Origin of the sequence: Pseudomonas sp. Au-Pse12 (assembly GCF_021341665.1) — a bacterium.
Taxonomy (GTDB): domain Bacteria; phylum Pseudomonadota; class Gammaproteobacteria; order Pseudomonadales; family Pseudomonadaceae; genus Aquipseudomonas.
The window spans coordinates 121,983-145,397 of the sequence record NZ_JAJTTH010000012.1 but is presented as its reverse complement, the minus strand read 5'-3'; the positions used below and the strand labels follow the sequence as shown (position 1 = coordinate 145,397).

Annotated in this window: 20 protein-coding genes; 6 read left to right on the top strand and 14 right to left on the bottom strand. The window is 62.4% G+C overall.

Annotated features, from left to right (window positions below):
* Positions 1 to 165: 165 nt before the first annotated feature.
* Genes LXM55_RS27740 through LXM55_RS27730 form a run of 3 tightly spaced genes read right to left on the bottom strand, consistent with a single transcriptional unit; the run spans position 166 to position 2,869 of the window.
* Positions 166 to 891 carry a type 1 glutamine amidotransferase gene (locus LXM55_RS27740; protein ID WP_233323321.1) on the bottom strand — a complete coding sequence of 242 codons (726 nt, stop codon included), beginning with the start codon at positions 889 to 891 and terminating at the stop codon, positions 166 to 168.
* Positions 891 to 2,174: an aspartate aminotransferase family protein gene (locus LXM55_RS27735; RefSeq protein ID WP_233323320.1), complete on the bottom strand. Its 1,284-nt coding sequence runs from the start codon at positions 2,172 to 2,174 to the stop codon at positions 891 to 893. The genes LXM55_RS27740 and LXM55_RS27735 overlap by 1 nt, the downstream gene beginning before the upstream one ends.
* The gene (locus tag LXM55_RS27730; protein ID WP_233323319.1) at positions 2,171 to 2,869 is read right to left on the bottom strand and encodes an MOSC domain-containing protein; all 699 of its coding nucleotides are present in this window, start codon (positions 2,867 to 2,869) and stop codon (positions 2,171 to 2,173) included. The genes LXM55_RS27735 and LXM55_RS27730 overlap by 4 nt, the downstream gene beginning before the upstream one ends.
* 102 nt (positions 2,870 to 2,971) lie before the next feature.
* On the opposite strand from LXM55_RS27730, the gene LXM55_RS27725 reads away from it, so the two are divergent.
* On the top strand, positions 2,972 to 3,901 hold the full coding sequence (locus LXM55_RS27725; protein WP_233323318.1) for a LysR family transcriptional regulator: 930 nt from the start codon (positions 2,972 to 2,974) through the stop codon (positions 3,899 to 3,901).
* Positions 3,902 to 4,138: 237 nt separating this feature from the next.
* Here LXM55_RS27725 and LXM55_RS27720 read toward each other — a convergent pair whose 3' ends face one another.
* From LXM55_RS27720 to bioB, 10 genes are all read right to left on the bottom strand, one after another.
* Entirely contained in the window at positions 4,139 to 5,917 is a 1,779-nt protein-coding gene (locus LXM55_RS27720; protein ID WP_233323317.1) for an acyl-CoA dehydrogenase C-terminal domain-containing protein, read from the bottom strand.
* Positions 5,918 to 6,103: 186 nt separating this feature from the next.
* Positions 6,104 to 7,900, bottom strand: a complete 1,797-nt coding sequence (locus tag LXM55_RS27715) for an acyl-CoA dehydrogenase C-terminal domain-containing protein (protein WP_233323316.1) — start codon at positions 7,898 to 7,900, stop codon at positions 6,104 to 6,106.
* A gap of 91 nt (positions 7,901 to 7,991) precedes the next feature.
* On the bottom strand, positions 7,992 to 9,284 hold the full coding sequence (locus tag LXM55_RS27710; RefSeq protein WP_233323315.1) for a GGDEF domain-containing protein: 1,293 nt from the start codon (positions 9,282 to 9,284) through the stop codon (positions 7,992 to 7,994).
* Positions 9,285 to 9,504: 220 nt separating this feature from the next.
* Complete coding sequence (locus LXM55_RS27705; protein ID WP_233323314.1) at positions 9,505 to 11,310, bottom strand: phenylacyl-CoA dehydrogenase; 1,806 nt, start codon at positions 11,308 to 11,310, stop codon at positions 9,505 to 9,507.
* A 300-nt stretch (positions 11,311 to 11,610) separates the two neighbouring features.
* On the bottom strand, positions 11,611 to 11,907 hold the full coding sequence (locus LXM55_RS27700; RefSeq protein WP_233323313.1) for a pyrroloquinoline quinone biosynthesis protein PqqE: 297 nt from the start codon (positions 11,905 to 11,907) through the stop codon (positions 11,611 to 11,613).
* Positions 11,908 to 12,014: 107 nt separating this feature from the next.
* Entirely contained in the window at positions 12,015 to 12,695 is a 681-nt protein-coding gene (bioD, locus tag LXM55_RS27695; protein WP_233323312.1) for a dethiobiotin synthase, read from the bottom strand.
* The gene (bioC, locus tag LXM55_RS27690) at positions 12,692 to 13,504 is read right to left on the bottom strand and encodes a malonyl-ACP O-methyltransferase BioC (RefSeq protein WP_233323311.1); all 813 of its coding nucleotides are present in this window, start codon (positions 13,502 to 13,504) and stop codon (positions 12,692 to 12,694) included. Before bioC ends, bioD begins: the two co-directional genes overlap by 4 nt.
* A complete protein-coding gene (locus LXM55_RS27685) occupies positions 13,497 to 14,228 on the bottom strand; it encodes an alpha/beta fold hydrolase (protein ID WP_233323310.1) in 732 nt (243 codons plus the stop codon). The genes bioC and LXM55_RS27685 overlap by 8 nt, the downstream gene beginning before the upstream one ends.
* Positions 14,221 to 15,399, bottom strand: a complete 1,179-nt coding sequence (gene bioF / locus LXM55_RS27680; protein WP_233323309.1) for an 8-amino-7-oxononanoate synthase — start codon at positions 15,397 to 15,399, stop codon at positions 14,221 to 14,223. Before bioF ends, LXM55_RS27685 begins: the two co-directional genes overlap by 8 nt.
* 114 nt (positions 15,400 to 15,513) lie before the next feature.
* Positions 15,514 to 16,569, bottom strand: a complete 1,056-nt coding sequence (gene bioB / locus LXM55_RS27675) for a biotin synthase BioB (protein ID WP_233323308.1) — start codon at positions 16,567 to 16,569, stop codon at positions 15,514 to 15,516.
* Between the two features lie 90 nt (positions 16,570 to 16,659).
* On the opposite strand from bioB, the gene LXM55_RS27670 reads away from it, so the two are divergent.
* The 5 genes from LXM55_RS27670 (at position 16,660) to rarD (ending at position 22,385) form a co-directional block, all read left to right on the top strand.
* On the top strand, positions 16,660 to 17,400 hold the full coding sequence (locus LXM55_RS27670) for a ComF family protein (RefSeq protein WP_233323307.1): 741 nt from the start codon (positions 16,660 to 16,662) through the stop codon (positions 17,398 to 17,400).
* A 63-nt stretch (positions 17,401 to 17,463) separates the two neighbouring features.
* On the top strand, positions 17,464 to 18,228 hold the full coding sequence (locus tag LXM55_RS27665) for a TOBE domain-containing protein (RefSeq protein WP_233323306.1): 765 nt from the start codon (positions 17,464 to 17,466) through the stop codon (positions 18,226 to 18,228).
* An 84-nt stretch (positions 18,229 to 18,312) separates the two neighbouring features.
* The gene (locus tag LXM55_RS27660) at positions 18,313 to 20,217 is read left to right on the top strand and encodes a PhoX family protein (RefSeq protein WP_233323305.1); all 1,905 of its coding nucleotides are present in this window, start codon (positions 18,313 to 18,315) and stop codon (positions 20,215 to 20,217) included.
* A gap of 157 nt (positions 20,218 to 20,374) precedes the next feature.
* The gene (locus tag LXM55_RS27655; protein ID WP_233323304.1) at positions 20,375 to 21,349 is read left to right on the top strand and encodes a serine/threonine protein kinase; all 975 of its coding nucleotides are present in this window, start codon (positions 20,375 to 20,377) and stop codon (positions 21,347 to 21,349) included.
* A gap of 148 nt (positions 21,350 to 21,497) precedes the next feature.
* On the top strand, positions 21,498 to 22,385 hold the full coding sequence (rarD, locus tag LXM55_RS27650; RefSeq protein ID WP_233323303.1) for an EamA family transporter RarD: 888 nt from the start codon (positions 21,498 to 21,500) through the stop codon (positions 22,383 to 22,385).
* A 223-nt stretch (positions 22,386 to 22,608) separates the two neighbouring features.
* Here rarD and LXM55_RS27645 read toward each other — a convergent pair whose 3' ends face one another.
* Entirely contained in the window at positions 22,609 to 23,127 is a 519-nt protein-coding gene (locus LXM55_RS27645; RefSeq protein WP_233323302.1) for a glycine cleavage system protein R, read from the bottom strand.
* Positions 23,128 to 23,415: the final 288 nt, after the last annotated feature.

The following is a 23,415-nucleotide window of genomic DNA, read 5'->3' as shown; positions in this document are numbered from 1 at the left end:
CCTGGCCGCGGGCCAGGGTTCAGAACAATCACTGGCCGCCCCCTGGCCTGACCGGAGCTCAGGCGAAAAGCAGGGATTTGAAAAAGCAGCAGGCAAAAAAACGCCCCGTGCGAAAAATCGGACACGGGGCGATGCGTTATACCGCAAGACGGTTCAGGAATTCAGTCAACGTAAGGTCGGATGGGGCCCGGAAAGGTAATCCAGCACTCGAAACAGTGTCGGCGCCAGGCCGCTGCAATGAGGGATCCCGGCGAGGATCGCCTGTTGGTCCTCGACGCTGTCCGGTTCAGCACTGTGTTCAGTATTCAGCCAGCCCTGGGGGCGGCTCTGCAAAAGCGCCTCGATGCTATGCAGGTCGCTCTGCAGCAGGCATTGCAAGCCAATGGCCCGCTCCTGCCAGATAAAGCCCTGGTGAGCACAGGCCGCCGAGCGATAGAGCGGCAACGCCCCCTTGGGCAGATCGAAGCTTTCGCCATGCCAATGAAAGGCCATCAGGCGCTCCGGCAAAGCCAGCCCGAGCGGCGAGTCCTGAGCATTGGGGTACTTTTCCACAGGCCACCAGCCGATCTCCCGCGCCGCACTGGGCCGCACTTGCGCGCCCAGTGCCTGAGCCAGGAGCTGGCCGCCAAGGCCTATGCCCAGCACTCGCTTGCCGGCGGACAACGCCTTGCGCAACAGGCGTTTTTCCGCAGCCAGCCAAGGCGTCTGTAGCTCGTCGTGCACGCTCATGGGGCCACCCAGGACAATCAGCAGGTCGAAACTGTCGAGCCGTGGCAAACGTGCCTGAGCGTACAGATGGCAGATGTGCACCGCACTTGCCCGCTCCAGCAGCCACTGGTTGATCCGCCCCGGACCGGCAGCCGGAGAATGCTGCAAGATCAGTACGCGCATCACACGGCCACTCCCTTGCGGCACTGCAATTGCGCTGTGCGCACCCGAGAAAAGGCCCGGGACAGGCGTAGGAGCATCTCGTCGATGTTGCCCTTGCTGACACTCAGCGCTGGAGTAAAACGCAGGCAGTCCGGTTGCGGAGCACTGAGCAGCAGGCCTTCATGCAGTGCCGCCTTGACCAGAGCCTCGGCCGACTCATCCGCCAAGGTCATGCCCCAGAACAATCCGTGCCCGCGCACCTGCCCCTGGGCATAGCGGCTCGCCAAACGCGTCAGTTCCTGCCCCAGGTACTGGCCGTTGCGGCGAACCTGTTGGAGAAACCCATGTTCGTGCAGGCTGTCCAGAACGGCCAGGCCGGCCGAAGTCATCAGCGCGTTGCCATGGTGGGTGCCGTCGAGTTCGCCCGCCTCGAAGCAGCAGGCCTTGCCCCGCGCCAGCAGCGCGGCCAGCGGTACACCGCCGCCGAGCCCCTTGCCCAGGGCGATGATGTCGGCGCGCACGCCATACAGCTGTTCGGCCAGCAGCGTGCCGCACCGACCGATACCGGTCTGGACCTCATCGAGAATCAGCAGAATGCCCAACTCGCGGCACAGGCGCTCGACGCCCTTGAGGTAATGCTCGGTTGCCGGAATGACACCGGCCTCACTCTGGATAGGCTCCAGCATGATCGCCACGGTTTGCGCGTCCACTGCCGCGTGCAGGGCCGGCAAATCATTGAACGGCACTTGGCTGAAGCCCGGTAAGCCTGGGCCGAAACGATTACCCGGGGCACCCTTGCCAGCCGCCGACAACGCCGCAAATCCGCGCCCGTGGCAGCCCTGGCGGGCCGTGATGATGCCTGCCGCGCCGCCACGGTGCAGCTGGCCCCATTTGCGCGCCAGCTTGATCGCGGCCTCGCAGGCTTCGCTGCCGCTGCTCAGCAGGTAGGCCTGGTCACTGCCCGTACTGCGACACAGACGATCGGCAAGCTTGAGCATGCCGCGGTTGTAGAACCCCGAACCAGGGTTGATCAGCGACTGCGCCTGCTCGGCAAGCGCCTTGACCAGCACGGATGGGCTATGACCAAGGCTGTTGGCAGCCCCGGCCTGCGTGAAATCCAGGTAGGTACGGTCTTCGCTGTCCCACAGCCAGGAGCCCTGGCCACGTACGAACACCGGTTGGGGGCGCTGCACGCTGGGCATCAGGCACTCACTGGAAAGCGCGTGGTCCGCAGCCGCCGCATGAGACTCGAGGGCCAGGTCTTCCAGGCTCGGCGGAGTGCGGCGCAGGTTGAACAGATTCATGCCCGCAGCCCCTCCAGCGGCAAGCCCAGCAAACGCGCGGACCAGTCTTCGACCCGGCCGGTGCGCAAGCGCTTGATAGCGATATCACGCCAGCGCGAAGAGAGTGCCGGGCAATCGATAAGGGTTTTCAAGCCTGCACGCTCTAGAGGTTCCTGGAAAAAACAGCGCAAGGCCCAGGCCACCGTCAGGCCGGGGTAACTGCGCTGGATCAGCTCGAAGGGTTCATCCACCTGGACAAAACCTGGCTTGAGCACCCGGTAAAACCAGCCACAGCGGCCGTTGTCCTGAGCCTGCTGGGGCAGATTTGCCAAGCCCCAGCGCTGGCTCAGGCGGTAACAGGGCGAACGCGGCTGGCTGATCTGCAGTAATGCGCCTCCCCAGCGAAACAGATCACCCAGGCAGACCTGTTCTTCAGTCAGGCCATGGGTAGAGAGGTTTTCACCGAACGCCGGTGCGCTCCAGCCGAACTGTGGATAACGTTTACGCCAGTGCTCGTAGTGCTCGGCGGGGTAGTGATGCAGTGCTCGCTCAGGGCCGGAGTGAAAGCGCGGATCACCCTGTTCATCGCTGCCCAGGCCTTGCGCCCATAACCAGAGACGGTTTGCAACTGGGTGCTTGTCGACATCACTGACCAGACCTCGGCCTAGATTTTTTGCCTTGCCTATGTAAACACCATCAACACAAACGGTATTCATCGCGCTTCGTGGCCCTGTAAGCCTAGTGAATAGGCGCTAGACTAGGCCCCTCGGGGGCTTCAGGCCATTTCGATTTTTAAGCTTTTTCGATAAGAAATACTTATGGATTTTAAGCAACTGCGTTATTTCGTCGCGGTGTATGAAGAAGGTCATGTAGGACGTGCTGCCGAGCGGCTGTCGATCTCGCAACCGGCGCTCTCACAGCAGATCCGGCAACTGGAACAGAACCTCGACGTCAGCCTGTTTGAGCGCAGCAGTAAACGCCTGCTGCCGACCCTCGCGGCTCATACGCTGTACAACCACGCCCTGCCCCTGCTCGACGGCTTGCAGCAGGCCCGTGAAGCGTTGCGCAACTTCAAGGGGCAAGCCTTGCGCACGCTGGCGATTGGCGTCTTGCAAACCGTGCACAGCAGCCTGGTGCCGCAGATGCTCGAACGGGTCCGCAAGGCCCAGCCGCATCTTGTAGTGCAGATCTACGAACTGACCGGCCTGGAAATCGAACGGCGCTTGCTCAATGGCTCGCTGGATATCGGCATCAGCTACTTGCCGCCGCGCCAGCCGGGCTTACATGGCGTACCGCTGTACGAAGATGAACTGACACTGGTCATCCCGGAGCAACATCCGTTGCGCGAATTCAAGAAGGTGTCCATGAGCCAGGCGGCAGAGTTGCCGATGCTGCTGTTGGGAGAAGAGTTTCAGATCCGCCAGATCTGGCAGGCGCAATTGGCGAACCTCGGGCGCCGTCCACAGGTGCAGGCCGAGCTGAACAACATGGCCGGCATTCTCGACAGCCTTCCCCATACGCGGCTAGCCACCGTACTTCCTGGGCGTTCCCAACAGCAGCACAGCAACAAGGAACTGCTGTGGAAACCACTGAGCGAACCCAGGGTGCCGCTGAAGGTCGGATTGGTCTGTCGGGATCTGCAACGCCAGCAAGGGACGCTGGAGCTGCTGCGAACCTTGTTGGAAGACTCGATGAATGTTCAGGAACCGCGCTTGGGGGGAACTTCCACAGCGGAAGCCTTGGGATAGGTCCGTCACAATAAAAAATCCGGACAAAAGAAAACCCCGCCGAAGCGGGGCTTTGCAGACTGTTTCCCTGACATCCTTTTCACTCCACCATCCTGGCGGAATCCTACGTGTCCGTGTTGTTGCTTTGCGCTTCCTGCGCGACGTCCATGTGAAGTAGATTAGCTTCAGCCTTCATCTACCGATATGGACGATCAGCAGCACGTTATGTAAGAGATTACTTACAAAGACCCTTACCGGTTAAAACTGCTCAGCCGACAACAGGAACAGCGATTCGCTACCCGCTTTCACCGAGGCGCTCAGGGAGTGAATACGCGGCAGCAGACGTGCAAAGTAGAACCGCGCGGTCCCCAGTTTGCTGGCATAGAACTGGTCATCCTGCTCTTTGCCCAGAGCCGCCTTGGCCATCAATGCCCACATGTAGGCGTAAGCCGTGTAGCCAAACGCCTGCAGGTATTCCACCGAAGCCGCACCGATTTCATTCGGGTTGCTGATCGCTCGATCCAGCAGCCACGCGGTCAGCTCATCCAGGTTGTCCAGGGCCGCACTCAACGGCTGGGTGAACTCTGCCAGTTGCCCATCGGCCGTCGCGGTGAAATGACGGATCTCATCGGCGAACAGACGGTAGAAAGCCCCACCGCTGCCCACGATCTTGCGCCCCACCAGGTCCAGGGCCTGGATGCCGTTGGTGCCTTCGTAGATCTGGGTGATGCGCACGTCGCGCACCAGTTGTTCCTGGCCCCATTCACGAATGTAGCCGTGCCCGCCAAAGATCTGCTGGCCATGCACCGTGGTTTCCAGGCCCAGGTCGGTCAGGAATGCCTTGGCCACGGGGGTCAGCAAGGCCACCAGGCTTTCCGCGCGCTGGCGGGTCTCGGCGTCCTCGCTGAACTTGGCGGTATCGAGTTGCATCGCCACATAGGTGGAAAATGCCCGACCGCCTTCGTTGGCGGCCTTCATGGTCAGCAGCATGCGCCGCACGTCCGGATGCACGATGATCGGGTCGGCAACCTTGTCCTTGGCTTGCGGGCCGGTAGGCGCACGGCTCTGCAGACGGTCACGAGCATACTCAACGGCGTTCTGGTAGGAGCGCTCGCCGGTCGCCAGCCCCTGGATACCCACGCCCAGGCGCTCATAGTTCATCATGGTGAACATGGCCGCCAGGCCCTTGTTTGGCTCGCCCACCAGGTAGCCGATGGCCTGGTCGAAGTTCATTACGCAAGTGGCCGAAGCCTGGATCCCCATCTTGTGTTCGATCGAACCGCAGCTCACCGGGTTGCGCTCGCCCAGGCTGCCATCGGCGTTGACCATGAACTTGGGCACCAGGAACAGGGAGATTCCCTTGGGCCCGGCCGGCGCATCCGGGAGCTTGGCCAGCACCAGGTGAATGATGTTTTCCGTCAGGTCGTGCTCACCGCCGGTGATGAAGATCTTGGTCCCGCTGATGGCGTAGGAACCGTCCGCTTGAGGCTCGGCCTTGGTGCGGATGATGCCCAGATCGGTCCCGGCATGAGGCTCGGTCAGGCACATCGAGCCCGCCCAGACACCGGCATACATATTCGGCAGGTAAGTGGTTTTCAGCTCTTCGCTGGCGTGGGCATTGATCGACAGGCAAGCCCCGGCGGTCAGCATCGGATACAGACCGAAGGCCAGGCTCGCGGAGTTGACCATTTCCTCGACCTGGGCCGATACCGCCTTGGGCATGCCCATGCCGCCGAACTCGGGATCACCGCCCACGCCGACCCAGCCACCTTCGGCGTAGGTCTGGTAAGCCTGTGGAAAACCTTCCGGGGTGGTTACCACGGTGTTGTTCCAGTGGCAGCCTTCCTCGTCGGCCCCGCGGCTCAATGGCGCAATGCTTCTGGCAGTCACTTTGCCCGCTTCTTCCAGAATCGCCTCGACAGTCTCGGCATCCACAGTCTCAGCCAGAGCCGGCAACTGGGCCCAGAGCTTGGCGACCTCGAAAACTTCATTGAGGACGAAGCGCATATCGCGCAGGGGCGCTTTGTAGTCAGCCATGGCAAACCTCGCAAAAACCAATAAAGCGGGCCGAAACGGGCCCATTTAGAAAACCCGAGTGTAACCGAACAACTTTTGCGACACATAGGGTCAACTAGTGACCTTTTTGTTATTTTTAGTCACACAGACACTCAAGCATGACAAAGCCCGCAGCAAGCGGGCTTCGTCCGTTCGATATCCGACTGATTACAGGGCGAACAACGCTGCCGGAAGGCTCATCAGGCAATCACTGCCAGCCTCGACTGCCGCCAAATGGGCAGCGGTACGCGGTAGCAGGCGCTTGAAGTAAAACTCGCAGGTGGCCAGCTTGGCCCTGGCGAACGCCTTGTCACCCTGCCCGGCATCCAGTTGCTGTTGCGCAACCACAGCCATGCGCAGCCACAGATAGGCCAGGACGATGTAACCGCTGTACATCAGGTAGTCCAGGGCCGCAGCGCCCACTTCGTCCGGGTTTTTCATGGCCGCCATGCCGACCTTGGTGGTCAGCTCGCCCCACTGGCGGTTCAAGCCATCGAGTTGCGCGACATAGGCCTTGAGCTGCGGATGCGCGACATGTGCTCCACAGAACCTGTGCACGATCTTGGTAAACCCCAGCAACAGCTTGCCCTGGCTGCCCAGCACCTTGCGGCCCAGCAAGTCCAGGGCCTGGATACCATTGGTGCCTTCATAGATCGGCGCAATGCGGCAATCACGCACCAGCTGCTCCATCCCCCACTCGCGAACATAGCCATGGCCGCCAAACACCTGCATACCGTGGTTGGTCACTTCCAGCCCGGTCTCGGTCATGAAGGCCTTGCAGATCGGCGTGAGGAACGCCAAGAGGTTCTCCGCCTCCTGGCGTTGTGCTTCATCGCGGCTCAGGTGCGCCACATCCAGCCATTGGGCAGTGAAATAGGCCAGGGCCCGATTGCCCTCGTTGAACGCCTTCATGGTCAGCAACATGCGCCGTACATCGGGGTGGACGATGATCGGATCGGCTACTTTGTCCGGAGCCTTGGGCCCCGTCAGGGAGCGCATCTGCAAACGATCATTGGCGTATGTGATCGCGCCCTGGAAGCTGGTCTCGCCCAGGCACAAGCCCTGCATCCCTGTGCCCAGGCGCGCGTGGTTCATCATGGTGAACATGCAATTCAGGCCTTTGTTGGCCTCGCCGATCAGGAAGCCCCTGGCACTGTCGAAGTTCAGCACACAGGTGGCGGAAGCCTTGATCCCCATCTTGTGCTCGATGGAGCCGCAGCTCACGCCATTGCGTTCGCCGGCCTGCCCTGCCGCGTCCGGCAGGAACTTGGGCACGATGAACAGCGAAATGCCCTTGGTTCCGGCAGGCGCGTCCGGCAGCTTGGCCAGCACCAGATGAATGATGTTCTCACTCATGTCGTGCTCGCCGGCGGAGATGAAGATCTTGCTCCCCGACACCGCGTAGCTGCCATCAGCCTGGGGGACCGCGCGGGTCTTGATGATGCCCAGGTCGGTGCCGCAATGGGCTTCGGTCAGGCACATGGTGCCGGTCCATTGCCCGGAGGTGAGCTTGCTCAGGTACAACCGCTTCTGTTCGGCGCTGCCATGGGCATGGATCGCCGACATGGCGCCATGGGTCAGGCCCGGGTACATGCCCCAGGAGGTGTTGCTGGAGCCCACCATCTCGCTGATCACCAACCCCAGCGAATGGGGCAGCCCCTGGCCACCGTAGGCCGGATCGGCCGCCAGCCCATGCCAGCCGCCCTCCACGTACTGGGCGAAGGCCTGCTTGAAGCCCTTGGGGGTGGTGACCACGCCGTTGTCGAAATGGCACCCTTCCTCGTCACCGGAACGGTTGAGCGGCGCCAGGACGTTTTCGCAGAATTTCGCGCCTTCCTCGAGGATCGCGCTGACCATGTCCGGGCTGGCATCAGTAGCCCCCAGCGCCGCGTAGCCGGCATGGAAGTCAAAGACGTGATCGATCAGAAAGCGCATGTCACGCAGGGGAGCTTGATACTCGGGCATGGTGGTTTCTCCGGCAGCAGATCGGTCCAACCTACTGCCGTCACCCTCAGCCTGCCAACGACTGTGCAGACGCTGAATGCGCCATCATCACTCAACCGGCAGCGGCGTCCATGCGCACCGCACCGCGACGGTTCTGCCCGAATGCCATGACACAGTTGCGACCCGCGCCCTTGGCACTGTAAAGCGCCTGGTCGGCGGCCTTGAGCACTTCCTCGGGGGTCCGGTGCTCCGCCAGGCGTTCAGCGACACCGATACTGATGGTCACTGAAACGCTGGACGCGGCGGCAACACCGCGCCGCTGGCGACCTTGCTGGTCGTCCTGAGGCCGGTTGTCCTGGTTGCGCAACTGAATGTTGTAGGTGGCGATGATCTCGCGAATCATCTCCAGGTGCGGCATGCATTCGTCCAGGGTCTTGCCGGCAAACACCACCGCGAACTCTTCACCGCCGTAACGGTAGGCGCGCCCGCCGCCGGTCACTTTCGAGAGTTTGCTGGCCACCAGGCGCAGCACCTGATCGCCCACATCGTGCCCGTGGGTGTCGTTGAATTTCTTGAAGTGGTCGACGTCGGTCATCGCCAGCACATAATTGCGCCCCAGACGCTGCATGCGCTCGTTCAGTGCGCGGCGTCCCGGCAGGCCCGTCAGCTCGTCGCGGAACGCCATCTGGTAAGCCTCATGGGCCACCGCGGCGGCGATCATCAGCATCACCTGGCTGCACATGATGTTCAGGGTGAACGGCAGGATGAAGGTCTTGGGCAGCATCCAGAACAGCCCCAGCAGCCCCACCAACTGCGCCGCATGAAGCGGGCGTGGGCTGCGCCAGTACTGGATCGCCAACAGCAGGAAGGCAGCGAAGAACACCGGATACGACAACTGGATCAGGCTCATCCAACTGCCGTGCAGGGCCGGCCAGCGAATCTCCGCCAACCAGTTCAGCAGCGCCTGCGGGTAACTCTGCTCAAGCCCCAGAGCCACGCTGCCGAATGCCAGCAGCACGGCAAAACGCGCCACCATGTCCTGAAATAAGTGCGTGCGTTCCTGCCAGGCGGCGAACAGGCCGAACAGCAGAGGCAACAGCAGGCAACAGAGATGAAATACCACCGCCGCATCCTCCCGGACCCGACCGTTATCCCGGTAGTAGTCGGTCTGGGTGTCCAGCAGGAAGTAGGCGATGTACACGGTCACCATCAAGAACAGTTCACGCTGGCGTCGATACACCGCGCAGTACGCACCACCGAGCAGCAGCACCAAGGTGGGCAACACATTGAACAGTGACGTGAAGAAGACGTTGAGGTCCTTGACGTAGGCGGCCGCCAGCCCCGCAAGCAGAAGCAGTAAAGACGGTAAAAAATGACTGAAATGTACAGCGGAAGAACGCGGCAAGGGTAAAACTCCGACCCGGCTGATCAATAGATGGCATTGTGCCTTCATTTATTGAAATTAAGCACACGCGACATGACAGACATCACATTGCCATCTCTTTAACGGCAGGAAATCGCTTCTGCTTAGTGATTTAGTCGGGAATTTTCATGAAGATTCTGCGGGCATAAAAAAGCCGCTCAACCCAAGGGGCGAGCGGCTTTTTCGAAGCCTTCAGTCAGGCTTAGTAAGCCAGGCCGAAGTCCTCTTCCTTCATGTCCATCAGGTTATTGGCACCCGAGAGCATGGTCGCAACGTGAGTGCGGGTACGCGGCAGGATGCGCTGGAAGTAGAAGCGCGCAGTCTGCAGCTTGGCGGTGTAGAACGCCTCTTCGGTGGTGCCGGCTGCCAGCTTTTCAGCCGCCAGGCGCGCCATGTCGGCCCAGAAGTAGGCCAGGCAGGCGTAACCGGAGTACATCAGGTAGTCCACCGAGGCGGCACCCACTTCCTCACGGTCCTTCATCGCGGCCATGCCCACTTTCATGGTCAGCTCGCCCCACTCTTTGTTCAGTGCTGCCAGCGGTGCAACGAATTCCTTCACCGCTTCGTTGCCTTCGTTGTTCTGGCAGAACTTGTGGACGATCTTGGTGAAACCCTTGAGGGCCTCGCCTTGAGTCATCAGTACTTTACGGCCCAGCAGGTCCAGAGCCTGGATGCCGGTGGTGCCTTCGTACAGCATCGAGATGCGGCTGTCGCGAACGTTCTGCTCCATGCCCCACTCGGCGATGAAGCCGTGGCCACCGTAGATCTGCACACCGTGGTTGGCGGATTCAAAACCCACTTCGGTCATGAACGCCTTGGCGATCGGCGTCATGAAAGCCAGCAGTGCGTCAGCTTTCTTCTTCTCTTCTTCGTCCACGCCGTACTTGACGATGTCGACCTGCTTGGCGGTGAAGTAGACCATTGCCCGGTTGCCTTCGGCGAAGGCCTTCATGGTCAGCAGCATGCGACGCACGTCAGGGTGCACGATGATCGGGTCAGCGGCCTTGTCCGGCGCTTTCGGGCCAGTCAGGGAGCGCATTTGCAAACGGTCGCGAGCGTACTTCAGGCCACCCTGGAAGCCGATCTCGGCGTGCGCCAAGCCTTGCAGAGCAGTACCCAGACGCGCGGTGTTCATGAAGGTGAACATGCAGTTCAGGCCTTTGTTCGCCGGGCCGATCAGGAAACCGGTGGCCGCGTCGAAGTTCATCACGCAGGTGGCGTTACCGTGGATACCCATCTTGTGTTCCAGGGAACCACAGCTCACGGCGTTGCGCTGGCCGACGCTGCCATCAGCGTTAGGCAGGAACTTGGGCACGATGAACAGCGAAATGCCCTTGGTGCCAGCAGGCGCATCCGGCAGACGGGCCAGAACGATATGGACAATGTTGTCGGCCATATCGTGTTCACCGGCGGAGATGAAGATCTTGGTGCCGGTGACTTTGTAGGAACCATCAGCCTGAGGTTCGGCCTTGGTGCGCAGCATGCCCAGGTCGGTGCCGCAGTGTGGCTCGGTCAGGCACATGGTGCCGGTCCATTCACCGGACACCAGCTTGGTCAGGTAGGCCTCTTGCTGCTCGGGAGTACCGTGCTCGGAAATGGTGTTCATCGCGCCATGGGACAGGCCTGGGTACATGCCCCACGACCAGTTGGCCTCGCCAACCATTTCGCTGACCGCCAGGCCCAGGGATTCAGGCAGGCCCTGACCGCCATGCTCAACGTCGTGAGCCAGGCTCGGCCAGCCGCCTTCGACGAATTGCTTGTAGGCCTCTTTGAAGCCTGTCGGTGTCTTAACGCCGGATTCACTCCAGGTGCAACCTTCCAGGTCACCCACACGGTTCAGCGGAGCCAGCACCTGCTCACAAAACTTGGCACCTTCCTCGAGAATGGCGTCAACCATGTCCGGAGTGGCGTCCTGGCAAGCCGGGAGGCTCTGATAGTGCGCCTCATAGCCGAGCAGTTCGTCACGAACGAAGCGAATATCACGCAAGGGGGCCTTGTAGTCAGGCATAGCGATAAACCTCTGCTGATGTAACCGGGAATGAACAACCGCGTTGAATTTTTATAGCGGTCAAACAGTTGTTTGAAACATACGTTTACGCCCAAATCTTGTCAAGCGCCGCGCCAATGCCTTTCGTCATAGAAACAAAAAGGCACGCGCAGGCGAACACCCACAGCACTGCCGTGAAGTGTAGGAACCGACTCGCCGGCAACCCGCTACGCAAAGGAATGAAGAAGAGGAATGGCAGAAAGGAAAAGCATGAGAAAAAGCCCGCTTCCCTTGAGGGAAGCGGGCTTTAACGGAAAACCATCAAGCGTAGGTGTCGATCAGTGTGCCGAGCATTTCATCAGAAGCCTTGGCAACCTTGACCCCCAGTTCCACCTGAACCTTGCCCATGGACATATCGACCATGCTGCTGGCCAAGTCGGGACTCTGGCTGCGATCCACGCCGCTCAGACGATTGACTTGATTCACCGATGCCTGCGTGTCGGCAGAGCGCTCAACGGCGCTGCTGGCGATCTGGCTGGAACCTTGATCGACACGATTCTGCCCGGCCTGAATGGCGTTCAGCCCGGCATAGAAAGCGCTGTTCCCGGAAATTTCCATGGGAGAACTCGACCTTGAAAATGAGTGACAGGTGTCATTGAAGCAGAGGCGTCAAGAAAACACCCGTCAAAAACACTAATGGCAATGTGCCTTGTCATAGGTAAAACCTAGTCCAGCAGGTCCAGCTGCAGGTGCTCGGCCACGGCCTCGGCGCTGGCCGGCTTGAGTTTCGGCACCCTGCCCAGGCACGGCGCCGGCAAGCGTTCGGCCAGGGTTGCGAGGTTTTCTTCCAGACGAGAGGTCTTCGGATCGATGATGTTGGCCACCCAGCCTGCCAGCTGCAGGCCGTCCTGGGCGATGGCCTCGGCAGTGAGCAACGCATGATTGATACAGCCCAGACGCACACCCACCACCAGGATCACCGGCAACCCCAACGCCATGGCCAGATCCGACAGGTTGTCCTGATCCGCCAAGGGCACGCGCCAACCACCCGCACCTTCGATCAGGGTGAAATCCGCGCCCTTGGCCAGAATGTGGCGCATCGGCGTCAACAGCGACTGCACGGTCAACGCCACTCCGGCCTCTCGCGCCGCCAGATGAGGGGCAATGGCCGGTTCGAAGGCAAACGGATTGACCTCTTCATAAGCCAATGGCAACGACGACTGCGCCTGCAACGCCAAGGCGTCGGCATTGCGCAGCCCCTTGGCGGTCAGCTCGCAACCGGAAGCCACCGGCTTGCCCGCCGCAGTGCTCAAGCCGGCCAGCCGCGCTGCGTGCAACAAGCCCGCGGCAATAGTGGTTTTCCCCACATCGGTATCGGTGCCGGTAATGAAGTAGGCAGGGCTCATAGCGGTTTCTCCAGCACGGCATAGACCACTTGATAAGTCGCCGGCAGGCCCTTGGCCTGGCGGAAACCTTCGTAGGCGTCGATCAGCCCGGCGATCCGCGCCCGGCCGGTCAAGCCGCCCGGGCGCCCGGGGTTGAGGTTATGCGCGCCCAGCGCCTTCAATTCGTGGGTCAGGCTACGCACATCCGGGTAATACAGGACATGGGGGATCTTTTCCAGGCTGCGCACTTGCAAGCCACTGCCAGCACACAGCTGTCGATAACGTTCAAACTCGCGGAAGCGATTGACGTGAACCTGGCCATCGACCTGACCCCAACTATCGCGCAGCTCCTGCAAAGTACCGACACACAGGCTGGCAAAAGCCAGCACGCCGCCCGGCTTGAGCACCCGCCGGGCCTCACTGAGCACGGCCGCGAAATCGGCGCACCACTGCACCGCCAGGCTGGAGAAGATCAGCTCGCAACTGTCCGCTCGCAAGGGCAGGCGCTCTGCATCCCCGGCAATGAAATGTTCGGCGCCGCCCAAAGGCCGGGCGTGATTGAGCATGCCCTCGGCGATATCCAGGGCCAGCCCTTGGGCAGTGCTGAAGCGCTGCCCCAACACCCGGCTGAAATGCCCGGTGCCGCAGCCCAGGTCCAGCCAGCGCTGCGGCTCCCAGCCCTGAGGCAACCGACTGAGCAAATGTTGCCCCACCGCACGTTGCAGCTCCGCGACACTGTCGTAGCTGGCCGCCGCACGAGAGAACGAAGCCGCAACCTGGCGCTTGTCAGGCAGGCTGCCAGGAAAGGTGGGTATGGAAAGGTCAGTCATCGCCAGACTCATGCAAAAAAGCCTGGATCGCACCGGCCACTCCATGGGGGTCCTCCAGAAGAAACCCGTGGCTGGCGTGTTCAATCAGGCCAACTTCTATATCCGGCAGCAAGGCCAGCAACTCACCGGCAGCCTCGGCAGGGACCAGCCCGTCGAGCCCGGCAAACAGGTGCAACTGCGGCCCGCGAAAATCCTCCAGGGCCGCGCGTGTATCCAATTGCGCGAGCAACTCCAGACCGGCCATCAACACGGCCGGCGACGTTGCCGGCGCGCCGCTGAGCAGCATGCGCGACAAGCCCCGCGGGTCGGCGGCGCCCTGGGCACAGAGCAAGGAAAAACGCTTGAGGGTGGCCCGCGGATCGGCCACGCAGCCGGCCAGGAAAGCGTCGAAGGTTTCCCCGGCCATGGCACTGGACCACTGCTCATGAGCAACAAAACTGGGATTGCTGGCCAGGGTCAGCAGGCCGCAACAGCGCTCGCCGCGCCGTGCCGCCAGTGCAGAGGCGAGCATGCCGCCGAGGGACCAGCCGCCCAGCCAGACGTTGTCCGGCAGCGCATCATCGAGTTCGTCCAACCAGTCCTGCGGGTCGCTGGAGGTCAACTCCGGCAAGGGCTCGATCTCCACCCGCAGGTGTGCATCCAGGCCCTGCAACGCCGCCGCCAATGGCTCCAGCGGGGACACACCCAAACCCCAGCCCGGCAACAGAATCAGTCGATCACGCATGGCTCGGCTCCGCTTGCAGTTCACTGAAACAGTCTGCCAACGCGCTTAACAATAGCTGCACCTGAGCCTCGCTGTGGGCCGCGGACAAGGTCACCCGCAGCCGTGCGCTGCCAGCCGGCACGGTCGGCGGACGAATGGCGCTGACCATGACTCCCCGCTCACGCAACTTCTGCGACAGCCGCACCGCCCGGGCACTGTCACCCACCATGATCGGCTGGATCGGGGTGAAACTGTCCATCAGCTCCAGGCCGATCTGCTCGGCCCCCTGGCGGAACTGACGGATCAAGGACGCCAGGTGCTCGCGCCGCCAATACTCGCTGCGCAGCAGTTCCAGGCTTTTCAAGGTGGCGCAGGCCAGGGCCGGTGGCTGGCTGGTGGTGTAGATGTATGGCCGGGCGAACTGGATCAGGCTTTCGATCAAGTCTTCGCTGCCAGCGACAAAGGCCCCGGCGGTGCCAAAGGCCTTGCCCAGAGTCCCCACCAACACCGGCACGTCCTCCAGCCCCAAGCCAAAATGCTCCACCAGGCCGCCGCCATTGGCCCCCAGCGGGCCGAAGCCATGGGCGTCATCCACCATCAGCCAGGCACCGCGGGCCTTGGTTTCACGGGCCAGGGCCGGCAGGTCGGCAACATCGCCATCCATGCTGAACACCCCGTCAGTCACCACCAGGGTATTGCCCGTGGCCTTTTCCAGGCGCTTGGCCAGGCTGGCCGCGTCGTTATGCAGATAGCGGTTGAAGCGCGCGCCCGAAAGCAGCCCGGCATCCAGCAGGGAGGCATGGTTGAGACGGTCTTCCAGCACCGTGTCGCCCTGCCCGACCAGGGCCGTGACCGCCCCCAGGTTGGCCATGTAGCCAGTCGTAAACAGCAATGCCCGAGGGCGGCCCGTGAGTTCGGCCAGCGCCTCTTCCAGGGCGTGATGAGGCGTACTGTGGCCGATCACCAGATGGGAAGCGCCACCGCCCACGCCCCAGCGGCTGGCGCCGGCGCGCCAGGCTTCGATCACTTGCGGGTGATTGGCCAGGCCCAGGTAGTCGTTGTTGCAGAAGGCCAGCAATGGCTGACCATCGACCACCACCTGTGGTCCCTGAGGGCTTTCCAGCAACGGGCGCTGGCGATAGAGGTGTTCGGCACGGCGGGCAGCAAGGCGCGCGGCGAGATCGAAAGACATGCTGGCCTCGATGTTGGCTTACAGACAATTCGCCGGTAGGGGCTGGCCCGTGAAATCCAGGACATTCGCGGGCCGGGCCGGGTTCGCCGGCAAGCCGGCTCCTACCGCACAAGGTCAGACGGCGGCGTTGTAGAACTGCTCGCTGCTTTTCTGCTCGACCAGGGCCTGCTCGATGGCCGCCTGGTGCACTTCGTCGGCGTGCTCTTCGCGGGCTTCGGGCTGGATGCCCAGGCGCGCGAACAGCTGCATGTCCTTGTCGGCCTGCGGGTTGGCAGTGGTCAGCAGCTTGTCACCGTAGAAGATCGAGTTGGCGCCGGCGAAAAACGCCAGGGCCTGCATCTGCTCGTTCATCGCTTCACGGCCGGCCGACAGCCGGACATGGGATTGCGGCATGAGGATCCGCGCCACCGCGAGCATGCGAATGAAGTCGAACGGGTCCACGTCCTCGGCATTTTCCAACGGCGTGCCGGCGACTTTCACCAGCATGTTGATCGGCACCGACTCGGGATGCTCCGCCAGGTTGGCCAGCTGGATCAGCAGCCCGGCGCGGTCATCCAGGGATTCGCCCATGCCGAGGATGCCACCGGAGCAGATCTTCATCCCTGCGTCGCGCACATAGGCCAGGGTCTGCAGGCGCTCGCTGTAGGTACGGGTGGTGATGATGCTGCCGTAGAACTCCGGCGAGGTATCGAGGTTGTGGTTGTAGTAGTCCAGGCCGGCCTTGGCCAGGGCCTCGGTCTGGTCCTGATCGAGGCGCCCCAGGGTCATGCAGGTTTCCAGGCCCATGGCCTTCACGCCTTTGACCATCTCCAGCACGTAAGGCATGTCCTTGGCCGACGGGTGCTTCCAGGCTGCGCCCATGCAGAAGCGCGTGGAACCGATGGCCTTGGCCCGGGCGGCCTCTTCCAGGACCTTCTGCACCTCAAGGAGCTTTTCCTTTTCCAGGCCGGTGTTGTAGTGACCGGACTGCGGACAATATTTGCAATCTTCCGGGCAGGCGCCCGTCTTGATCGACAGCAGCGTGGAAACCTGTACCCGGTTGGCGTCGAAATGCGCGCGGTGCACCGTCTGCGCCTGGAACAGCAAGTCATTGAACGGCTGGACGAACAAGGCTTTGACTTCAGCCAAAGTCCAATCATGACGCAGTGTGGCGGTGGTGCTGGCGCTCATGGGCGATTCCTTGATTATGCTTGGCAAGCGGTGCGGGACAGGAAAGCCCACAGCCGCGACACGGATGTTCGGCATATTTAAGGAAGAGCCATGCACTGTCAACCCAGATACAAAAAGCCGGTTTACATCTGGTTAAAAAACAAACAAATCTGTTTATTGTGCGACGAGCCCAGTGATTCAGCCTTGGCACTGTGCGCCCCGTGCCTGGATGAGCTGCCCTGGCTCGGCGCCCAGTGTTCAGTCTGCGCCCTGCCCTTGCCTGCTTCCGGCCTCACGTGTGGCCAATGTTTACGGCGTCCACCGGCGTTTCATCGCGTCATCGCCCCCTGGCGCTACGACTTTCCGGTGGACAGCTTGATCAGTCGCTTCAAACACCATGAAAAGTGGCCATTTGGCCGGCTGATGGCCGAACTTCTCGGCCAGTTCCTGCGCTATCGCTTCGATGAGGGGCTGCCGCAGCCCGACAGCCTGCTCGCCGTGCCACTGTCTCGCCAGCGGTTACGCCAACGGGGTTTCAATCAGGCCGGCATGCTGGCCCAGTGGCTGGGGAGGCAGTTGCAAATGAACGTGCAAACCGATCTGCTTCTGCGCCCCCAGGACACCCCCGCACAGCAAGGCCTGGATGCCCGAGCCCGGCAGCGCAACCTGCGCCAGGCCTTCACCCTTGCAGAAGGTGCCTCGCTCACGGGCCGCCACCTGGCCCTGGTGGACGATGTGCTGACCACCGGCGCCACCGCCCAGGCCCTGGCCCGTTTGCTGATCAAGGCCGGCGCGCGCCGGGTGGACGTCTATTGCCTGGCCAGAACCGCCAGCCCGGGTAGCGGCGACTGACTTGACTCTCGTCGCTCAAGCCGCAAACTCCCCGTCCACCTCCCGTGTTCAAAGCGCCCTGCCATGTCCCTGCCCACTCTGTTGACCCAGCACATCGTCCGTCGTCCGCAGCGCATCGCCCTGTTGCAACACATTGCCGAACAGGGCTCCATCACCCGCGCGGCCAAAAGCGCCGGCCTGAGCTACAAGGCGGCCTGGGATGCCATCGATGAGCTGAACAACCTGGCCCAGAGCCCACTGGTGGAGCGCAGCGTCGGCGGCAAGGGCGGAGGGGGCGCCAAGCTGTCTGCCGAGGGTCAGCGGGTGCTGCGTCTCTACCAGCGTTTGCAGGCGTTGCAGGCCCAGGTACTGGAGGCCGCTGAAGACGCCAGCGACCTCGACCTACTGAGCCGCCTGATGCTGCGCACCAGCGCGCGCAATCAGTTGCACGGCAAGGTCCTGGCCGTCGAACCCCAGGGCTGCAACGACCTGATCGTCCTGGCGCTGCCCGAAGGCCTGCAACTTCAGGCGCAGATCACCCACGACAGTACCCTGCGCCTGGAACTGCTACCGGGAACCGAGGTGGTGGCGCTGATCAAGGCCGGCTGGCTGGACGTTCAGGCTGTCGGCACCCAAGTAACAACTGGACACAATTGCCTGAGCGGCACCATCGAGCAGATTCTCGATGCCGAAGACGGCCCCTGCGAAGTGCGCATCGCCCTGCCCAACGGCCAGACCTTGTGCGCCCTGGCTGAGCCTCTGCGGCTCAAGGCCCTTGAATTGAGGGAAACATCGGCGGTCCAAGTGCAGTTCTCAGCCTCCCACGTTTTGCTCGGAACCCCGCTCTGAGCAAGATTCCAGGGCCATTTCACTGCAACATATTCGTCATGGGGGCTCATTAAGGTGGCTGCAAAAACCTGCAGGGAGCCTGATATGAGCCTGTTATTAGAAGAAGACCAACCCACCGATCTGGAACAGATGGTCGGCCTCAGCCGCCGCGGTTTCATCGGTGCCGGCGCCCTGTGCGGTGCGGCGCTGTTTCTCGGTGGCAACCTGCTGAGCCGCAGCGCCCTGGCTGCCAGTGTCAGCGCTGGCAGCAGCCAGTTGCTGGGCTTTGCCGGCATCCCTGCGGCCACCAGCGACAGCATCACCCTGCCGCCAGGCTACAGATCCTCGGTACTGATCAGCTGGGGCCAGCCCCTGGCCAAGAACGGCCCGGCCTTCGACCCCAGCGGCAACGGCACCGCCCAGGCCCAGGAAGTGCAGTTCGGCGACAACAACGACGGCATGAGCCTGTTCGCCTTCCCCGACGACCGCCACCGCGCGCTCATGGCGATCAACAACGAATACACCAACTACCGCTACCTCTACCCTCACGGCGGCTTGCCGCAATCCGCCGAAGACGTGCGCAAGGCCCAGGCCAGTGAGGGCGTCTCGGTGATCGAAGTCCAGCGCAAGAACGGCCAATGGCAGTTCGTCCAGGGCTCGCGCTACAACCGGCGGATTCACGGCAACACGCCGATTCGCCTGAGCGGCCCGGCCGCCGGGCACGAACTGCTGAAGACCAGCGCCGACCCCAAGGGCAGGAAAGTCCTCGGCACCTTCCAGAACTGCGCCAACGGCAAGACGCCCTGGGGCACCTACCTGACCTGCGAAGAGAACTTCACCGACTGTTTCGGCAGCAGCAATGCCGATCAGAAGTTCGATGCCGCGCAAAAACGCTACGGCGCCGTGGTGGCCAGCAAAGAGATCAACTGGCACCTGCATGACCCGCGCTTCGACCTGGCGAAGAACCCCAACGAACTCAACCGTCATGGCTGGGTGGTGGAGATCGACCCGTTCGACCCGCAATCGACCCCGGTCAAGCGCACGGCCCTGGGCCGCTTCAAACATGAAAACGCCGCCCTGGCGCAAACCCGCGACGGTCGTGCCGTGGTCTACATGGGCGACGACGAGCGTGGCGAGTTCATCTACAAGTTCATCAGCCGCGACAAGATCAACCACCGCAACCCCAAGGCCAACCGCGACCTGCTGGATCACGGCACCCTCTACGTGGCGCGCTTCGATGCCGGTGACAACAACCCGGACCACCCAAAAGGCCAGGGCCAGTGGATCGAACTGAGCCACGGCAAGAACGGCATCGACGCCAGCAGCGGTTTCGCCGACCAGGCCCAGGTGCTGATCCAGGCACGGCTGGCAGCCAGCGTGGTCCAGGCCACGCGCATGGACCGCCCGGAATGGATTGTGGTCAGCCCCAAGGATGGCCAGGTCTATTGCACCCTGACCAACAACTCCAAGCGCGGCGAAGACGGTCAGCCGGTCGGCGGGCCCAACCCGCGGGAGAAGAACGTCTACGGGCAGATCCTGCGCTGGCGCACCGGCGGCGATGATCATGGCGCCATGAACTTTTCCTGGGACCTGTTCGTGGTCGCCGGCAACCCGAGCCTGCACGCCGGCCAGCCCAAGGGCGGCTCATCCAACATCACCCCGCAGAACATGTTCAACAGCCCCGACGGCCTGGGTTTCGACACGGCCGGGCGTTTGTGGATCCTCACCGACGGCGACTACAGCAACAGCGGCGATTTCGCCGGCATGGGCAACAACCAGATGCTCTGCGCCGACCCAGACAGCGGTGAAATCCGCCGCTTCATGGTCGGGCCGGTGGGTTGTGAAGTCACCGGCATCGCTTTCGCCCCGGACCAGAAGACCCTGTTCGTGGGCATCCAGCACCCGGGGGAAAACGGTGGTTCAACCTTCCCCGAGCACCTGCCCAACGGCAAGCCGCGCTCCTCGGTAATGGCCATCACCCGGGAAGACGGCGGCGTCATCGGCGCCTGACCCTCGCGCCCTGGCCACCGGCTCCTACACCCGCAGGAGCCGGTTCGCCGGCGAATCCGGCCCCCGGCGAAGCGCCCGCAAACCCTCCCCCGCTGGCCCGTCGTCTGCGTTACCATGCTTGGCCGGACGCGGCAGCCTGCTGCGCGCAGGAGTAAGCATGTCGCACCCGTTTGAAACACTGACCCCCGATCTGGTCCTGGACGCCGTTGAAAGCATCGGCTTTCTCAGCGACGCTCGCGTGCTGGCGCTCAACAGCTACGAAAATCGCGTCTATCAAGTCGGCATCGACGAAGGCGAGCCACTGATCGCCAAGTTCTACCGGCCGCAACGCTGGACCAACGAAGCGATCCTGGAAGAACACCGCTTCACCTTCGAACTCGCCGAATGCGACGTACCGGTGGTGGCGCCGATCATTCATGAAGGCGCCAGCCTGTTCGAGCATGCGGGCTTTCGTTTCGCCCTGTTCCCGCGCCGCGGCGGCCGCGCTCCCGAGCCGGGCAACCTGGACCAGCTCTATCGCCTCGGCCAGCTGCTCGGGCGCCTGCACGCGGTGGGGGCCACCCGCCCGTTCGAACACCGCGAAGCCCTGGGGGTGAAGAACTTCGGCCACGATTCCCTGACGACCCTGCTGCAGGGCAACTTCATTCCCAAGAGCCTGCTGCCGGCCTACGAGTCGGTGGCCCGCGACCTGCTCAAGCGGGTGGAAGAGGTCTACCAGGCCACGCCGCACCAGAACATCCGCATGCACGGCGACTGCCACCCCGGCAACATGATGTGCCGCGACGAGATGTTCCACATCGTCGACCTGGATGACTGCCGCATGGGGCCGGCGGTGCAGGACCTGTGGATGATGCTTGCCGGCGACCGCCAGGAATGCCTCAGCCAACTGTCCGAGCTGATGGATGGCTACAGCGAATTCCACGATTTCGACCCGCGGGAGCTGGCCCTGATCGAGCCGCTGCGCGCCCTGCGCTTGATGCACTACAGCGCCTGGCTGGCCCGACGCTGGGACGACCCGGCGTTCCCCCACAGCTTCCCCTGGTTCGGCAGCGAGCGTTATTGGGGCGATCAGGTCCTGGCCCTGCGCGAGCAACTGGCGGCCCTCAACGAAGAACCTCTCAAACTGTTCTGAATCCGTCCGCGGGCGACGAAAAAGCCCGCGAGATCGCCTTCGCCGGCAAGCCGTCACCCACAGAAACTGGCGGCGCAAAAGTCAGGACAGGTCTAGACAATTGTCCTTACAATTGCCGCTTTGTTAGCTGCCTAAGCAAGGACTCTGCATGCAAGCCGCCAACCCGCGCCGCGGGTACATCCTGGGCCTGACCGCCTACATCATCTGGGGTCTGTTTCCGCTGTATTTCAAAGCCATCGCCAGTGTTCCCGCCATCGAGATCATCATCCACCGGGTGCTCTGGTCGGCGCTGTTCGGCGCCCTGTTGCTGATGGTGTGGAAACACCCCGGCTGGTGGCGCGAACTGCGGGACAACCCCAGGCGCCTGGCGATCCTGGCGCTGAGCGGCACGCTGATAGCGGCCAACTGGCTGACCTACGTCTGGTCGGTGAACAACGGGCGCATGCTTGAAGCCAGCCTCGGCTACTACATCAATCCGCTGGTCAATGTGCTGCTGGGCATGCTGATTCTGGGCGAACGCCTGCGGCGCCTGCAGTGGCTGGCGGTGATCCTGGCGGCAGTCGGCGTGGCCCAGCAAGTGTGGCAGGTGGGCAGCCTGCCCTGGGTCTCGCTGATACTGGCGCTGAGCTTCGGTTTCTACGGGCTGATCCGCAAACAGGCGCCGGTCAAGGCCCTGCCCGGCCTGGTGGTGGAAACCTGGATGCTGGTGCCGATCGCCCTGGGCTGGCTCCTGCTGCACCCCGATGCCAGCAGCGCCCACGCCGCATTCTGGAGCAGTTCCCAAGCCTGGTGGCTGGTGGCCGCCGGCCCGGTGACGCTGGTGCCGCTGGTGTGCTTCAACGCCGCCGCGCGGGACCTGCCCTACACCACCCTGGGCTTCCTCCAGTACCTGGCCCCGACCCTGGTACTGCTGCAGGCCGTGCTGCTGTTCGGCGAGCACCTGTCTTCCAGCACCCTGCTGGCCTTCATGTTCATCTGGGCCGGCCTGGCGGTGTACAGCGTGGATGCCTGGCTCAGCCTGCGCGGGCGTCGCTGATCAATAAACGTCCAAAACCCTACAGGCCTTGTCCGCCAAGGCCTGCAGCGCTTCTTCCCAAGGTTATCCACAACCTGATCCCCGCCCTTTGTGCACAAGCCCTTGAAACTGCTGCTTTTTTGATCAGCAAGCGCAACGCCGCGCAGGCTCTGGGCTCGCGCCTGGTCTCTACAGGTTATCCACAGGCGCATGCACGGATTACTGGGATAACCCGGCAGCCGGATCAAGGCTCGCTGCGCAGCACCAGCTCCACCATCAAATCGTCCGCCAGGGTTTCCAGGCGCGCCTGCAGCACTTCCAGGGACAAGGTCAGGGGCACCGCGAGGATCGCTTCGGCGTGGAACAACGGCTCGCTGCTCATGGGCGCCGGCCGCACCTCAGTGACCAGGCGTTCCAGGTTGACGCCCTGCTCTGCCAGCAAGCGGGTGATATCACGAACGATGCCCGGGCGATCGTTGCCCACCAGCTCCATGGCAATGGGCTTCCAGGTGCAGGACTGTTCGATGCTGCTTTCGGCAATCAGCACGCGAATGCCCTGAGCCGCCAAGCCTTGCAGGGCATCCACCAGTTCATCGTAGGCTTCAGCGGGCACCGCGACCCGCAGGATCCCGGCGAACTGCCCGGCCATGCGTGACAAGCGGCTCTCCAGCCAGTTACCGCCATGCTCGGCAATGCACTGGGCGATACGCTCGACCTGGCCGGCCTTGTCCGGGGCAAATACCGTGAGAACGAGATGGTCCATGGCGCAGCCCTCTTGGGGGAATGAAAGAGCAATTATAGGCAGCCTCGCTGCCCGCGCTTTGCCCCGCGTTCAAGGCTGGCCAGCGAAGGCCGCCACGAGGGACGCAGGGCAAAACACAAATCGTGTACAACTTTTTGTATTTATATGGAACAATCCACCACCTTTTTTGAGAACATCACGTTCCCCAGCGTGACCGCACTGCATTCTAAAGTCGCGGAACGACGTATTTAGTCTAATTTTCACAACCGCAGTTCATCATGTAGTATGCCGCAGCGCGCACTACATAAC